The 16,137-nt window shown below is 72.9% G+C and carries 10 protein-coding genes; 6 read left to right on the top strand and 4 right to left on the bottom strand.

What is annotated here, in order from left to right; translation table 11 throughout:
* Nucleotides 1–31: 31 nt before the first annotated feature.
* Together thiC and BMW99_RS06290 are read left to right on the top strand one after the other, a co-directional pair.
* Nucleotides 32–1,801 (top strand): phosphomethylpyrimidine synthase ThiC, encoded by a 1,770-nt coding sequence (thiC, locus tag BMW99_RS06295; protein WP_069466351.1) that lies wholly within the window; start codon nucleotides 32–34, stop codon nucleotides 1,799–1,801.
* A gap of 203 nt (nucleotides 1,802–2,004) precedes the next feature.
* Nucleotides 2,005–4,263 (top strand): ATP-binding protein, encoded by a 2,259-nt coding sequence (locus BMW99_RS06290; RefSeq protein WP_069461847.1) that lies wholly within the window; start codon nucleotides 2,005–2,007, stop codon nucleotides 4,261–4,263.
* Nucleotides 4,264–4,274: 11 nt separating this feature from the next.
* Here the strand turns inward: BMW99_RS06290 and BMW99_RS06285 are convergent, their stop codons facing one another.
* The 4 genes from BMW99_RS06285 to BMW99_RS06270 form a co-directional block, all read right to left on the bottom strand.
* Nucleotides 4,275–4,634: a hypothetical protein gene (locus BMW99_RS06285; RefSeq protein ID WP_141725978.1), complete on the bottom strand. Its 360-nt coding sequence runs from the start codon at nucleotides 4,632–4,634 to the stop codon at nucleotides 4,275–4,277.
* A 106-nt stretch (nucleotides 4,635–4,740) separates the two neighbouring features.
* Entirely contained in the window at nucleotides 4,741–5,595 is an 855-nt protein-coding gene (locus BMW99_RS06280) for a hypothetical protein (protein WP_069461845.1), read from the bottom strand.
* 230 nt (nucleotides 5,596–5,825) lie between these two features.
* Nucleotides 5,826–6,950, bottom strand: a complete 1,125-nt coding sequence (locus BMW99_RS06275) for a metallophosphoesterase (RefSeq protein WP_069461844.1) — start codon at nucleotides 6,948–6,950, stop codon at nucleotides 5,826–5,828.
* A 136-nt stretch (nucleotides 6,951–7,086) separates the two neighbouring features.
* A complete protein-coding gene (locus BMW99_RS06270; protein WP_069461843.1) occupies nucleotides 7,087–8,199 on the bottom strand; it encodes a LacI family DNA-binding transcriptional regulator in 1,113 nt (370 codons plus the stop codon).
* Between the two features lie 337 nt (nucleotides 8,200–8,536).
* Between BMW99_RS06270 and hisC the strand changes: the two genes are divergently transcribed.
* The 4 genes from hisC (at nucleotide 8,537) to cydD (ending at nucleotide 16,131) form a co-directional block, all read left to right on the top strand.
* Nucleotides 8,537–9,622 carry a histidinol-phosphate transaminase gene (hisC, locus tag BMW99_RS06265; protein WP_069461842.1) on the top strand — a complete coding sequence of 362 codons (1,086 nt, stop codon included), beginning with the start codon at nucleotides 8,537–8,539 and terminating at the stop codon, nucleotides 9,620–9,622.
* Between the two features lie 256 nt (nucleotides 9,623–9,878).
* Complete coding sequence (locus BMW99_RS06260) at nucleotides 9,879–11,396, top strand: cytochrome ubiquinol oxidase subunit I (protein ID WP_069466445.1); 1,518 nt, start codon at nucleotides 9,879–9,881, stop codon at nucleotides 11,394–11,396.
* A gap of 18 nt (nucleotides 11,397–11,414) precedes the next feature.
* Nucleotides 11,415–12,419, top strand: coding sequence for a cytochrome d ubiquinol oxidase subunit II (gene cydB / locus BMW99_RS06255; protein ID WP_069466444.1), 1,005 nt, complete (start codon nucleotides 11,415–11,417; stop codon nucleotides 12,417–12,419).
* A gap of 100 nt (nucleotides 12,420–12,519) precedes the next feature.
* A complete protein-coding gene (gene cydD / locus BMW99_RS06250; RefSeq protein ID WP_075016457.1) occupies nucleotides 12,520–16,131 on the top strand; it encodes a thiol reductant ABC exporter subunit CydD in 3,612 nt (1,203 codons plus the stop codon).
* Nucleotides 16,132–16,137: the final 6 nt, after the last annotated feature.

Below are 16,137 nucleotides of genomic sequence, written 5' to 3'. Positions count from 1 at the left end.
CCGGGTAATGCCGGCGTAGGGAGTAGGTCTGATGACCATGCAGGATGCGCGCACGCGTGAGATCGGCTGGCACAAGTCGTACCTCACCGGATCACGGCCGGACCTTCTGGTACCGGTCCGGCAAGTGCACCTGACCAACGGCCGCGACGTGACGCTGTACGACACGTCCGGCCCGTACACCGACCCGTCCGTGGAGACCGACGTCCGGCGGGGCCTCGCCCCGCTCCGCGACACCTGGATCACCGGGCGCGGCGACACCGAGGAGTACCCCGGCCGTCCCGTCCGCCCCGAGGACGACGGCATCAAGCACACCGCGCCCCGCGGCGGGCTGCGCAACCTCGACGCCGTGTTCCCCGGGCGTCCGCGGCTCCCCCGCCGCGGCCGCGACGGACGGCACGTCACCCAACTCGCGTACGCGCGGCGGGGCGAGATCACCCCCGAGATGGAGTTCGTCGCCCTGCGCGAGAACGTCCCGCCGGAGGTGGTGCGCGACGAGATCGCGGCGGGCCGGGCGGTGCTGCCGGCGAACGTCAACCACCCGGAGACCGAGCCGATGATCATCGGCAAGCGGTTCCTGGTGAAGGTCAACGCCAACATCGGCAACTCCGCGGTCACCTCCTCCATCGAGGAGGAGGTGGAGAAGATGACGTGGGCGACGCGGTGGGGCGCGGACACCGTGATGGACCTGTCCACCGGCCGCAACATCCACACCACCCGCGAGTGGGTGCTGCGCAACTCCCCCGTCCCCATCGGCACGGTGCCGCTCTACCAGGCACTGGAGAAGGTCGACGGGCGCGCCGAGGAGCTCAGCTGGGACGTCTACCGGGACACCGTCATCGAGCAGGCCGAGCAGGGCGTCGACTACATGACGGTGCACGCCGGCGTGCTGCTGCGGTACGTGCCGCTGACCGCCCGCCGCAAGACCGGCATCGTCTCGCGCGGCGGCTCGATCATGGCCGCGTGGTGCCTGGCCCACCACAAGGAGTCGTTCCTGTACGAGCACTTCGAGGAGCTCTGCGAGATCCTCGCCGCCTACGACGTGACGTTCTCGCTCGGCGACGGGCTGCGCCCGGGGTCGATCGCGGACGCCAACGACGAGGCGCAGTTCGCCGAGCTGCGCACTCTCGGCGAGCTCAACACCATCGCCAAGCGGCACGACGTGCAGACGATGATCGAGGGCCCGGGCCACGTGCCCATGCACAAGATCAAGGAGAACATCGACCTCCAGCAGGAGATCTGCGAGGAGGCGCCGTTCTACACGCTCGGCCCGCTGACCACGGACATCGCCCCCGCCTACGACCACATCACCTCGGGCATCGGCGCCGCGATGATCGCCTGGTGGGGCACGGCGATGCTCTGCTACGTCACGCCCAAGGAGCACTTGGGCCTGCCGGACCGCGACGACGTCAAGACCGGCGTGATCACCTACAAGATCGCCGCGCACGCCGCGGACCTGGCCAAGGGCCACCCCGGCGCGCAGGCGTGGGACGACGCCCTGTCCGACGCGCGCTTCGAGTTCCGCTGGGAGGACCAGTTCAACCTGGCCCTCGACCCGGACACCGCGCGCTCCTTCCACGACGAGACACTCCCCGCGGAGCCGGCCAAGACCGCGCACTTCTGCTCGATGTGCGGCCCCAAGTTCTGCTCCATGAAGATCTCCCAGCGCATTCGCGACGAGCACGGTGACGGGTCCAGCGCCGTCGCGTCGGGCTACGACGCCGAGGCACTGGCCGGGATGGCCGCCAAGTCCGAGGAGTTCGCGGCCCACGGCAACCGTGTGTACCTGCCGCTGGCCGAGTAGCCCCACTCCACCGACGCTTCCCGAGGGGTCCTGGCCACGGCCGGGGCCCCTCGGGCGTGCCCTGCTGAGTGCTGCCCGGCTGGTGGGACGCGGCGCGGGCGTTCGATCCCGCGATGTTACGTTCGTGGTGTTCACGCGCGACCGCACCTGCCTTCGGCAAGGACGCCGAACCAGCACGCCGGACAGCGGCACGGAGGTGGGTTATGGACCGGGGCACGCTCGGCCCGCTGCTGCGCGAGGCGCGGCAGCGTTCGCTGCTGACGCTGGAGGGCCTGGCCGAGGCGTCCGGGGTGAGCGTGCGGGCCATCAGCGACATCGAGCGCGGCAAGCGGCTGCCGCGCCAGTCGACGATGAACGAGTTGCTGGACGCCCTGGAGCTCGACGAGGACGGACGGCGCCGGGTGGTGCAGGCGTCCGCCCGGCGTACCGGGCGAACGCCGCAGCAGCTGCCGCCGGACCTGGCGGTCTTCCGCGGCCGGGAGCGCGCGCTGGAGGTCGTGCGCGCCTTCGGCTCGCCGGCGGCCGGGCAGGCCGTGATCTGCGTGATCGGCGGCATGGCCGGGGTGGGCAAGACCGCGCTCGCGGTGCACTGGGCGCACCAGGTGGCGGACCGCTTCCCCGACGGCCAGCTGTATGTGAACCTGCGTGCCTTCCAGGACACCGGCAGCCCCCTGGATCCGGGTGAGGCCCTCGGCGGATTCCTGACCGCGCTGGGGGTGCCCAGCAGCGACATCCCCCGCCACACCGAGCAGCGCAGCGCACTGTTCCGGGAACGGACCGCCTCCCGGCAGCTCGTCGTGGTCCTGGACAACGCGCGCGACGCCGAGCAGGTCAGGCCGCTGCTCCCGGCGTCGGCCGGGTGCCTGACCATCGTCACCTCCCGCGACCAGCTCCCCGGGCTGGTGGCGACCGAGGGCGCCTCGCTGATCAGCCTGGACGTGTGGACGCCGGCCGAGGCCCTGGCCGGGCTGGCGGCCCGGATCGGTGAGGGGCGCTGCGCGGCGGAGCCCGAGGACGCCGCCGAACTCGTCGAGCTGTGCGGCTTCCTCCCGCTCGCCGTCGCCATCGTCGGCGCGCAGCTGACCGCCGCGCCGGGGATGCCGCTGCGGGTCGGTGTGCGCGAACTGCGCGAGTCCCAACCGCGGTTGGACGCACTGGCGGCCGACGACCGCCGGGTCGACGTGCGTGCCGTCTTCTCCTGGTCCTACCGTGCGCTCACGGCCGAGACCCAGCAGTTCTTCCGCTACCTCAGCGTCCATCCCGGCCCGGCGCTGTCCGCCGAGGCCGCCGCCTGCCTGCGGGGGACGCCGATGGCCACGGCCCGCCAGCACCTGCGCCGGCTGACCTCCGCCAGCCTGCTGTCCCGCGACGCCGACGGCCGCTACGTCCTGCACGACCTCGTGCGCGCCTACGGCGCGGAACTCATGGACCGGGAGGGGGACGACCGGGCGGGCGCCGAGATCCGCCTCCTGGACTACCTGCGGCACAACGCCCACGCCGGCAACCGGTTCCTGTGGGACTACCCCTCAGGACTGCCGGACGTCCCGGTGCCGGGTGTGGTGTCCGTCGCGATCGAAGGTCGCGAGGAGGCCCTGGACTGGTACCGCCAGGAGGAGTCGACGGCCGCGGCCGCGCTGCGCTCCCTGGACGGTCCGCGGCTGCGGCGCCACCGCGTCGACGTGGCCCTGGAGTGGACGCGCTACCACCAGGCCGCGGGCCGCTGGGCCGAGGAGATCGCCGCCCAGGGCCTCGCGCTCGCCGCGGCCCTCGCCCTCGACGATCCGGTCGCGATCGCCTCGATCTGCCACCACCTGGCCCATGCGGCGGTGATCGGGCCGGGGGACGCGGAGGAGGCCGAGAGGGCGATCGACCTCATGCTCGCGTACCTGCCCCGCCTGCCCCTCGAACAGCAGGTGCGCTTCGAACACCGCGTCTGCACGCTGCGCGACCACCAGGGCCGGTATCCCGAGGCCCTGCGGCACGCGCGGAACTCGCTGGCGATCGCCCGCGACCTCGGCCGGCCCGCCGGGATCGCCCGCGGGCTGAGCGCCGTGGCCTGGTTCCTGGCCCTGCTCGACGCGTACCAGGAGGCCGTGGACGCGTGCGAGGAGGCCCTTCCGATCCTGCGTGAACTCGGCGACCGCGGCCACGAGGCCGGGACCTGGGACACCCTCGGGTACGCCCGGCAGCGCCTGGGTGATCTCGACACGGCGATCGCCGACTACCGCACGGCGCTGGGGATCTGCGAGGAGCTCCAGCTCGGATTCCACCGCGGCCAGGTACTGGACCACCTCGCCTCGGCCCTGCTGGAACGCGGCGACGTCGAGCAGGCCCGCGCCACCTGGAACCAGGCCGCCGAACAGTTCACCGCCCTGCGCGTGGCACGGGCCGCCGAGGTCCGGGCCAGGATCGACGCACTGCCGGCGCGTCCCATCCCGGCGCTTCCCAGGACGGCCCCCTGACGCGGGGCGCCCTAGTTGACCGAGACGGGAGGGGGCCAGCCGACGGGAGCGAAGCTCTTCCACAGGCCCGGGGTGCCGGCGGTGTTGGCCGACAGGCTGGTACCGAGGTAGAAGCTGGTCTGGCCGGGCGGGTCGGTGCAGTCGAGGTTCTTGTGCAGGCGGATGTCGACGCCGGTGTTGTTGACGACCCGGTCCACCCCGACGGGGCCGAAGCCCTGGCAGTCGTTCTGCACCGGGCTGTTGATCTGGCGGACCACGGTGAGCCCGCGCGAACCCGTGATGAGGCCGCCCGAGGAGTCGGAGCAGGCTGCCGTACCGAGGGCGAGCGCGGCGATCGCGCACAGCACGGCAAGCGGACGACGGACACGCATGGGCCTCTCCCGTTCCGACCGGTCGCTGGACAGTGAACTGGGTCGGAACGAGTCAATCCGCTGGTGGCCGGGCCCGCGAGCCGGCGACGGCCAACCGGGGGCGCGGCTACTCCGGCCGGCGGTCGGGCCCGGTGAAGCCGGGACTGCCGAAGTCGGGGCCGCTGTAGTCGGGGGACGTGAAGTCCTGCGGCGAGCTGAAGTCGGGCCGGGAGTACCCGAGGCGGGGTATCCGCGGCTGGGGTGCGGCGGCCGGCGGTGCGGTGGCCGTGGTGGCCGCCGTGGTCGCCGTGGCCGCGGTCGCGGCGTTCGCCGCCGCGTCGGCCAGGGCGTCGTCGAGGAACGGCAGCAGCCCCAGCGTCAGCAGGGCCTCCTGCCACTGCCGGCGGGCCTGGGCGACCTCGGGCGGCATGGCCTCGGGTGTGTCGTGTATCGCCGAGGAGCTGTCCCGCAGCGCGGTCAGCACCAGCCCGACCGCGCCCAGCAGGACGGACGCCCCCATGACCGCGGCGAAGAACCAGCCGGCGGTGCGCAGCGGGGAGGCGATGGCCGGCTCCGGTGAGACGGCCGCCAGCGCGTAGCCGATGAGCAGGAAGATCACCGCGGCGGCGCCGGCCAGGATCGGTGTGAGCACGGCCATCACGGCGAACAGCCCGGCACCGGATCCGGCGCCCTCGGCGACGCCCATCGCCGCGTAGCCGAACGTCCGGTGCTCGCGGGCCCGTGCGGACTCCCGGGCCGACTCCCGCAGGTCGGCCCGCAGCGTGCGGTACGTGTCGTACTCGTCGGCGGCCGCCGCTCCGATCAGGTCGGAGGCGGCGAGCGCCATGGTGCGCAACTGCTCGGCGTTCAGCGGCGACCCGGACTCGGCGTCCATGTCGTCGAGGACGATGCGCAGCGCGTCGTCGAGGACATGCTCGAAATCCGAGCGGTCTTCGTTGAGCAGATGTGGAGCGCTGGTCATGTGCGTCCCCCGATGCCCCGACTCTCCGTACACGGCCGGTTGTTCCACGTGGAACCGGCTCGGCCGGCAGGAGGCCTGGAGAGCGGTGTGCCTAACGGATACTGCCGATGGTAGGGCGGTCCGTCAGGCCGTGACAGGGTGCAACCAGGAAATGTGGGTGTGGCGGTCCCTGCCGGATCGCGGGGTTTCCGCGAAGGATTCCGCCCTCAATGCTGACGCTCCGTCAGATGTCAGCCGACCAGGGGGAGTTGGGCGACCAGCAGGCGGCCCTCCATGGTCACCCCGCCGTCCATCGCCACGGCGAGGCTGTCCGCGTAGACCATCGGCCCGTTCACCGTGTGGCCCCGCTCGGCGCCGTCGGCCGGGGCGTCGCCGCCGGCCTCGCCGAGCAGATACGGAATCGGGCTGTGCCCGTGCACGACCCGCTCGCCGCCGAACGTGCCCAGCAGTTCCCGCGCCGCCTGGGCGCCGCCGTCGCCGCGGAAGGCGAACCGCTTGGTCAGCTTGCGGAACAGGTCCCAGCACTCGTCGGCATCGCCGCGCTGCAGCACGCCGGTCACCGCGTCGTTCATCTCCTCCACGCTGCTGCCGTACTCCAGGTACGCGGTGGTGTCGGAGTGCACCAGCAGATGGCCGTCGGTGACATGGGCGGCGTCCAGCCGGGAGATCCACGTGAGGTGCCGGTCCTCCAGGCGTTCCATGTCGGACGGCTGGCCGCCGTTGAGCCGCCACGCGGCCAGGAAGGAGGCGGTGCCGCCCGTGGAGTTGACGGGCATGTCCCCGAACCGGTGCGCGCCGAGCAGCAGCAGCTCGTGGTTGCCCATGAGCGCCCGGCAGTAGCCGCCGGCGGCGGCGGCCTCGGCCGACAGCTGCATGACGAGTTCGATGACGCCGATGCCGTCGGGCCCGCGGTCGGTGAAGTCGCCGAGGAACCAGAGGCGGGCGCTGCCCGCGGACCAGTGCCCGTCCTCGTCGACCAGGCCGGTGGCGTGCAGTGCGGCCAGCAGTTCGCCCAGGTAGCCGTGCACGTCGCCGACGACGTAGAGCGGTCCGGGGCGGCTGCCCTTCTCGGAGTTCACGGTGATCACCGGCAGGTCGTGGGCCGTGGGCGTGTACTCCGCCGGGACCGGCGCGGCGTCCGGCCGGGCGGGTTCGTAGCCGGTGGGCGCCGGTGGCGCGGCGGTGCCGGCGTCGTAGGACGGGACGGGCGCGCCCACGGATCCGGGCGCCGGGTAGCCGTGCTCGTAGCCCGCGGCCGGCTCGATGTCGGGCGCCGTCCCGTAAACGGGCGCGGGCTCGTATCCGGGCTCGTACCCGGTACCGGGTTCGTACCCGTGACCTGCCCCCTGAGTCATCGACCCCTCCACGATCGCGCCGCCATCCGCCCATCATAGGAATGACGCTGGCGCGTTGTGACATACCCAGGCACCCGGATTTTCGAAGGTCCAGACAAACCACCCCGAATACCGCTCGCCGGAGCCGGGCCGGCGGTCACTCGCCGCGGGCGGGACCCCGGGGCGGGCTGACCGTCGTGCGGTGCGGGCGGCGTTGCGACGAGGCGCGGATGATCAGTTCGGTGGGCATCACCTGCTGCACCGGGTGCGCGGGACCGATCCCCTCGGTCCGCTCGATCGCGTCGATGAGCAACTGCACCACCGCGGTGCCGATCCGGCGGGGTTGCAGGGACAGGGTGGTGATCGGCGGATCGGTGCCGGCGTAGCCGCCGCTCTCGCTGCAGCAGACCAGCAGCAGGTCGTCGGGGACGCGTAACCCGTAGCGGCGGGCGGCGGCGAGCAGGTCGGTGCCGTTGGGGTCGAAGAGGCCGTACACGGCGTCGGGGCGGTCGGGCCGCGCGAGTAAGCGGTCGGCGGCGACCGCGCCGGCGCAGGGGTCGTGGGCCGGGTACGCCTCGTAGACCGGCTCCTGGCCCACGCGTTGGCACCACTCCAGGTACGCGGTGGTGGACAGCCGCGTGTACGTGTCGGTGCTGGTGCCGGTCAGCAGGCCGATCCGCCGGGCGCCCGCGGCGGCCAGGTGGTCGAGGATGCCGAGCACGGCCTCCTCGTGGTCGTTGTCGACCCAGGCGTGCACGGGCAGGCTGCCGGCCGGGCGGCCGTCGCTGACCACCGGCACGCCCTGCCGGACGAGTTCGGTGACCACGGGGTCGTGGTCGGAGGGGTCGATGACGACGGTGCCGTCCAGCGCGACGTTGCCCCACACGTCGTGCCGGGACGAGGCGGGCAGGATCACCAGGGCGTAGCCCCGGGCGAGCGCGGCCGAGGTGGCGGCGCGGGCCATCTCGGCGAAGTACGCGAACTCCGTGAACGTGAACGGTTCTTCGCCGTATGTCGTCACCGTCAGGCCGATCAGGCCCGAGCGTCCGGTGCGGAGGGTGCGGGCGGCGGCGGACGGGCGGTAGCCCAGCCGGTCGGCGACCTCGCGGACGTGGCGTCGGGTGGCGTCGGGCAGTCGGCCCTTGCCGTTGAGCGCGTCGGAGACCGTCGTGATCGAGACTCCGGCGGCAGCGGCGACATCCCTGATGCCCGCCCGTTCCAGCCGGCGTCCGAGGGGCCGGCTCGCCTGGTGTTTCCCTGCTGCTGTCATGGCGTGCCGATCCTAGGGCTGCACTGGTCCGTCCGGCCTCCGCCCGCTCTGCCCTATGGAAGAACGGTTTCTGCAAGATCGAACCTCGTATGCAAGGTGGAATATGCAGGCGGCAGCCCCCGCCATACGGGGGATACGGGCGCGTACTCCGCCCGCGGGCAGCCATTGGTCCAGTCGTCCGCGTACCGGCAACTCACTCCTATGGGGGAAGCGCGCCACCGCGCACGCCACCCGGGCACGCCACCCCGGCCCGCGCGGCCGCGCCCCGCGGACCTGTGGCCGAGCGCACCTGCCCGTGCATCTCCCCAGCCGTCCGACCGGCTCGTAGGGTGAGGTCATGAGCACCCCCAAGCTGCGCGCGTGCCTGGACGGCATCCCGACGTACAAGCCCGGGCGACCCCCGGCCACGGAGGAGGGCGGCGCCTCGGGCCCCGCCTTCAAGCTGTCCTCGAACGAGAACCCTTATCCTCCGCTGCCCGGTGTCCTGGAGGCGGCCACCGCCGCCGCGGGCTCCTTCAACCGGTACCCGGACCTGGCCTGTGCCGCGCTCACCACGGAGCTCGCGGAGCGCTTCGGCGTGCCCGCCTCCCACGTGGCGACCGGCACCGGTTCGGTGGGCGTGGCCCAGCAGCTGATCCAGGTCACGTCCGGCCCGGGCGACGAGGTGGTCTACGCCTGGCGGTCCTTCGAGGCGTATCCGATCATCACCCGGATCAGCGGGGCGACGCCCGTGCAGGTGCCGCTGGACGCCGACGAGCGGCACGACCTGGACGCGATGGCCGACGCGATCACCGAGCGGACCCGGCTGATCTTCGTCTGCAACCCCAACAACCCGACCGGGACCGTGGTGCGGCGGGCCGAGCTCGAGCGGTTCCTGGACCGGGTGCCGTCCGACGTCCTGGTGGTGCTGGACGAGGCGTACCGGGAGTTCATCACCGACGCCGAGGTGCCCGACGGCATCGACCTGTACCGCGAGCGCCCGAACGTGGCGGTGCTGCGCACCTTCTCCAAGGCGTACGGCCTGGCGGGGCTGCGGGTCGGGTTCGCGATCGCGCACGACCCGGTCGCCGAGGCGCTGCGCAAGACCGCGGTGCCGTTCGGGGTGAGCCAGCTCGCGCAGGACGCGGCGGTGGCCAGCCTGCGGGCCGAGGCCGCGCTGCTGGAGCGCGTGGCCGGGCTGGTGACCGAGCGCACCCGGGTCGTCGAGGCGCTGGAGGGCCAGGGCTGGACGGTGCCGGAGACGCAGGCGAATTTCGTGTGGCTGCGGCTGGGGGAGCGCACCGCGGACTTCGCCGCGGCGTGCGAGAAGGCCGGCGTGACGGTCCGGCCGTTCGCCGGCGAGGGCGTGCGGATCACCGTCGCCGAGGCCGAGGCGAACGCGATACTGCTGCGGACCGCGGAGGCGTTCCGCAAGGAGCTGTGACGGGTCCGGTCGGCGTCCCGCCCGCGCGGACGGTGCCGCCGGCCGGCTCCCCCGGCCCCTGAGAACCCTGGATTTGCGGCGGTTTCCGCCACTGAGCCCCCTGACCCACCCCCCGGTGTCAGGGGGCTCAGTGCTGTAGGCGATACTACTTTGTGAATGTATTCACGTTCACAAGCGAACGTGTCGTACCCATACGTCACGTCTTGTCAGGTGAGCAAGGGCGAACCACTCGCCGTAGCGGAAAAGGAGGCGAACCGTGCAGATCGCGCTGGGATCGCTCGACATCGCCCGCTGGCAGTTCGGCATCACGACCGTCTACCACTTCCTCTTCGTCCCGCTGACGATCTCGCTGTCCGCGTTGACCGCGGCGCTGCAGACCGCCTGGGTGCGGACCGGCAAGGACACGTACCTCCAGGCGACCAAGTTCTGGGGCAAGCTGTTCCTGATCAACATCGCCATGGGCGTCGTCACCGGCATCGTCCAGGAGTTCCAGTTCGGCATGAACTGGTCGGACTACTCGCGTTTCGTCGGTGACATCTTCGGCGCCCCGCTGGCGTTCGAGGCCCTCATCGCGTTCTTCTTCGAGTCGACCTTCATCGGCCTGTGGATCTTCGGCTGGGACAAGCTGCCGAAGAAGATCCACCTGGCCTGCATCTGGATGGTGTCGATCGGGACCATCCTCTCCGCGTACTTCATCCTCGCGGCCAACTCCTGGATGCAGCACCCCGTCGGGTACCGCTACAACCCGGTGACCAAGCGTGCCGAGCTCACCGACTTCTGGGCCGTGCTCACTCAGAACACCGCGCTCGCCCAGTTCTTCCACACCCTGTCGGCCGCCTTCCTCACCGGCGCCGCCTTCATGATCGGCATCTGCGCCTACCACCTGGCGCGCAAGCGGCACATCGCCGTGATGCGGTCCTCGCTGCGGATGGCGCTGGTCGTCGCGGTGGTGGCGGGGGCGCTCGTCGCCATCAGCGGCGACACCCTCGGCAAGGTCATGTTCAAGCAGCAGCCGATGAAGATGGCCGCGGCCGAAGCCCTGTGGGACGGCCAGAAGGGCGCGCCCTTCTCGATCTTCGCCGTCGGCAACGTCAACAAGGGCCACAACGAGGTCGCCGTCGAGGTCCCCAACCTGCTGTCGTTCCTGGCCACCGACGACTTCACCTCCTACGTCGGCGGTATCAACGACGTGAACAAGGCCGAGCAGCAGAAGTACGGGCCCGGCGACTACCGGCCCAACATCCCCGTCGCCTACTGGGGCTTCCGCTGGATGATCGGCTTCGGCGTGGTCTCCATCGGGGTCGGCGCCGCCGGACTGTGGCTGACCCGCAGAAGGTTCTGGCTGGCCCCGGAGCACCGGACGGGCGAGGACGAGGTCCCGCACCTCATGCTCACCCGGGGGATCCGGATCAACGAGGGTCTGTCCCGCTGGTACTGGCGGATCGCGCTGCTGACGATGGTCTTCCCGCTGCTCGCCAACTCCTGGGGCTGGATCTTCACCGAGACCGGCCGCCAGCCCTGGGTGGTCTACGGCGTGCTGCGCACCCGGGACGCGGTCTCCCCCGGCGTCTCGGCCGGCACGGTGCTCGCCTCCCTGATCGTCTTCACGCTCCTGTACGCGGTGCTCGCCGTGATCGAGGTGCGACTGCTGGCCAAGTACGTCAAGGCCGGGCCGCCCGAGCTGACCGACGACGACCGCCGCTCCCCCACCCGGATCGGCGGCGACGACTCCGACGGGGACCACGCCGACCGGCCGATGGCCTTCTCGTACTGAGCAGCTGAGGAGCGCGACATGCACCTGCACGACGTCTGGTTCGTCCTCATAGCGGTCCTGTGGACCGGCTACTTCTTCCTGGAGGGCTTCGACTTCGGGGTCGGCATCCTCACCGGGCTGCTGGCCCGCGACCGCACCGAGCGCCGCCTGCTGATCAACACGATCGGCCCGGTCTGGGACGGCAACGAGGTGTGGCTGCTCACCGCGGGTGGCGCGACGTTCGCGGCCTTCCCCGATTGGTACGCCACCCTGTTCTCCGGCTTCTACATCCCCCTGCTGATCATCCTGGTCTGCCTCATCGTGCGCGGTGTGGGCTTCGAGTACCGCGCCAAGCGGCCCGACGAACGCTGGCAGCGCAACTGGGAGCACGCGCTGTTCTGGACCTCGCTGGTGCCGGCGGTGCTGTGGGGCGTGGCGTTCGCCAACATCGTCCACGGCGTGAAGATCGACGCGACCAAGAACTACGTGGGCGGGTTCTGGGACCTGTTCAACGGCTACGCCCTGCTCGGCGGCCTGGTGACGCTGACCCTGTTCACCTTCCACGGCGCGGTCTTCGTGTCGCTGAAGACGGTCGGGCCGATCCGGGAGCGGGCGCGGGCGATGGCCACCCGGGTCGGGCTGGTCGCGGCCGCGGCTGCCGCGGCCTTCTTGATCTGGACCCAGGTGCACACCGGTGACGGCTGGAGCCTGCTGGCGCTGGTCGTGGCCGTGGCCGCACTGGTGGCGGCGATCGGCGCGAACCTGGCCGGCCGGGAGGGCTGGGCGTTCGCCTGCTCCGGCGTCACGATCGCGGCCACCGTGGCCATGCTGTTCCTCTCGCTGTTCCCGGACGTGATGCCGTCCACTCTCAGCGGCGACTGGTCCCTGACCGTCGGCAACGCCTCGGCCACCCCGTACACGCTGCGGATCATGACCTGGTGCGCGGGGATCGCGACACCGCTGGTGCTGCTCTACCAGGGCTGGACCTACTGGGTGTTCCGCAAGCGGATCGGCACGCAGCACATCGCGGAAGGCGCGCACTGACCGTGCGCGGCACGGGGGTGCCCGGGACACCGCGGCACCCCTGCTGGGGCCGCATGTTTCACGTGGAACATGCGGAATGCGGCGAAAGGGGATGTTCCACGTGAAACCTGTCGACCCGCGACTGGTCCGCCACGCCCGCACGACCGGCGTCTTCCTCGGCGGATCGGTGCTGCTCGGAGCGGTCGGGGCCGGACTGCTGGTGGCCCAGGCCACGCTCATCGCCGATGTGGTGGTCGGCGGCTTCCAGCACGGTCAGGGCGTCGGCGCGCTGCGCGGCGACCTGCTGTGGCTGGCCGCGGTGGCGGCCGGCCGCGCACTGGTGGCCTGGCTGACCGAACTGAGCGCGCACCGCGCCGGCGCCGCGGTGAAGTCGGAGCTGCGCCGGAGCCTGCTGGAGCGCGCCACTTCCCTCGGCCCGGGCTGGCTGACCGGCCGGCGCAGCGGTGAGCTCACCACGCTCGCCACCCGCGGCATCGACGCCCTCGACGACTACTTCGCCCGGTACCTGCCCCAGTTGGGGCTGGCCGTGGTGGTCCCGGCGGTGGTCCTGGCCAGGATCGCCACCGCGGACTGGGTGTCGGCACTGACCATCGTCGTCACCCTGCCGCTCATCCCGCTGTTCATGGTGCTGGTCGGCTGGGCCACCCGGGAGCGGATGGACCGCCAGTGGCGCCTGCTGGCCCGGCTGTCCGGGCACTTCCTCGACGTCGTGGCCGGACTGCCGACCCTGAAGGTCTTCGGCCGGGCCAAGGTCCAGGCCGAGAACATCCGGGCCATCACCGGCGACTACCGGCGGGCGACGCTGCGGACGCTGCGGATCGCCTTCCTGTCGTCCTTCGTGCTGGAACTGCTGGCCACGATCTCCGTCGCCCTGGTCGCGGTCGGCATCGGCATGCGACTCGTGCACGGGGAGCTGGACCTGCGCACCGGACTGCTGGTGCTGGTGCTCGCCCCCGAGGCGTACCTGCCGCTGCGGCAGGTCGGCGCGCAGTACCACGCGGCGGCCGAGGGACTGGCGGCCGCGGAGGAGGTCTTCGCGGTGCTGGAGGCCGAGCCCGTCCGCGCGCCCGGCCGTGAGACCGCGCCGGACCTGCGCACCGCCGTCCTCACCGTCGACGGCGTCGAGGTCCGGGAGGACGGGCGGCTCGCGCCCACCACCCTGCGCGTCGCGCCGGGGGAGGCGCTGGCCGTGACCGGGCCGAGCGGCGTCGGCAAGTCCACGCTGCTCAGCGCTCTGCTGGGCTTCGCGATCCCCTCGGCGGGCCGCATCCTCGTCGACGGCGTCGACCTGGCGCGGATCGACCCGGCGACCTGGCACGCACAGATCGCCTGGGTGCCGCAGCGCCCGCACCTGTTCGCCGGCACCGTCGCGGACAACGTGCGGCTGGCCCGTCCCGAGGCCACCGACGACCAGGTCCTGGCCGCGCTGGACGCGGCCGGCGCCGCCTCCTTCGCCTCGCCGGACACCCTGCTCGGTGAGGACGGTGCCGGACTGTCCGCGGGGCAGCGCCAGCGGATCGCGCTGGCCCGCGCGTTCCTCGCCGACCGCCCCTTGCTGCTGCTCGACGAACCCACCGCCCACCTCGACGGCGACACCGAGGAGTCGGTGATCGCCGCCCTGCGGGACCTGGCCCGCGGCCGCACCGTCGTGATGACCGCGCACCGCCCGGCCCTGCTGCCGCTCGCCGACCGCGTCCACGAACTGGCCTTCCCCGACACGGCGTTCGCGGTCCCGGCCGCCGCGGCATCGGAGTCCGTTCCGGTGTCCGCGGTTCTCCCGGCTCACCCGGCGCCCCCTGCTGCGGGCCCCGCGGCCGTGGCGGGGACCTGCACCGGGACCGGGGCGGCCACGGACGCACCGGCCGCCGTCCCGGCCGGCACCGTCCCCGCACCGGCGGCCGCGGGCCGCACGGCTCCACCGGGTGGCCACGACGACCGGTTCACCGCGCCCCGGTCCCGATGGGCGGGCGGCACGGTCACCGGGCTCGTGCGGGCGCCCGGATTCCTGCGGCGGGTGATGGCCGCGGCAGCGCTCGGCGTTCTGGCGCTGGCCTGCGCCGTGGGCCTGATGGGCACCTCCGGCTGGCTGATCAGCCGGGCCGCCCAGCAGCCGCCGGTGCTCTATCTGATGGTGGCGGTGACCGCGACCCGGGCGTTCGGCATCGGGCGGGCCGTCTTCCGCTACGCCGAGCGCCTGGTGGGGCACGACGCGGTCTTCCGTGCCCTGGCCGAGGTGCGGGTGCGGGTGTTCGGCCGGCTCGAGCGGCTCGCGCCCGCGGGGCTCGGCGCCGCCGGCCGCGGCGACCTGCTCTCGCGGCTCGTCGCGGACGTCGACGCGGTGCAGGACTGGTTCCTGCGCTGGCTGCTGCCCGCACTCACCGCGGGCACGACCGCGGTCCTCGCCGCCGCGTTCACCGGCCGGCTGCTCCCCTCGGCGGGGCTGCTGCTCGGAGCGGGCCTGCTGATCGCGGGCATCGCGGTGCCCGCCCTGTCCGCCGCGGTGGCCCGCAGGACCGAAGGCCGCACCGCCCCGGTGCGCGGCGAGCTGTCGGCGCGGGTCCTGGCGCTCTTCACCGGCACCGCCGAACTCACCGTCGCCGGCGCACTGCCGGCCCGCCGGGAGCAGGCCGCGCGGTCCGACCGCGAGCTGCGGCGGATCGCCGCGCGGTCGGCGTCCGCGACGGCTCTGGGCGCGGGGCTGACCGCCCTGGTCACCGGCATGACGGTGACCGCCTGCGCCGCCGTGGGCGTCCGGGCCGTCGCGGCGCACCAGGTGCACGGCGTGCTGCTGGCCGTCCTGGTGCTGACCCCGCTGGCCGCGTTCGAGGCGGTCGCCGGGATGCCGGCCGCGGTCCAGCAGCGGCAGCGCAGCCGCCGGGCCGCCGAGCGGGTGCGGGAGGTGCTGGACGCGCCCGTGCCCGTCCACGAACCGCAGGCCCCCGCCCAGGCGCCCGCGTCCCCCATCCCGCTGGTCCTGCGTGGGGTGACGGCCCGTCACCCGGGCCAGGAGGCACCGGCCGTGCGGGACCTGGACCTCACGCTCACCGAGGGCCGCAGGGTCGCGGTCGTGGGCGCCTCGGGCGCGGGCAAGACCACCCTGGCGCACGTCCTGCTGCGGTTCCTGGACACCGAGGCCGGGGTGTACACGCTGGCCGGGCAGGACGCCACCGGCCTGGAGGGCGACGACGTACGCCGCCTGGTGGGCCTGTGCGCGCAGGACGCGCACGTCTTCGACAGCACCGTGCGGGAGAACCTGCGGCTGGCGCGGCCCGGGGCCGGGGACGGGGAGCTGCGGGCGGCGCTCGCCGCGGCCCGGCTGGACGTCGGCCTGGACCTGGCCGTCGGCGAGCACGGCGCCCGGCTGTCCGGGGGCATGCGGCAGCGGCTCGCCCTCGCGCGGGCCCTGCTGGCCGACTTCCCCGTGCTGGTGCTGGACGAGCCCGCCGAACACCTCGACCTGCCGACGGCCGACGCGCTGACCGCCGACCTGCTGGCCGCGACCCGGGACCGTACGACGCTGCTGATCACGCACCGCCTGGCCTGCCTGGCGGACGGCGCCGTCGACGAGATCGTCGTGCTGGACGCCGGGCGGGTGGTGCAGCGCGGCGGTTACGCCGAACTGGCCGCTGCGGACGGCCCGTTCCGCCGCACCCTGGAGCGGGAGCGCGCGGCCGGCGGGGTGCTCGGAGTTCCCGCGGCCGCCGCGGCCTGACCACGC

Origin of the sequence: Actinacidiphila rubida (assembly GCF_900110255.1) — a bacterium.
Taxonomy (GTDB): Bacteria; Actinomycetota; Actinomycetes; order Streptomycetales; family Streptomycetaceae; genus Actinacidiphila; species Actinacidiphila rubida.
This window is presented reverse-complemented; position numbering and strand designations above follow the sequence as displayed.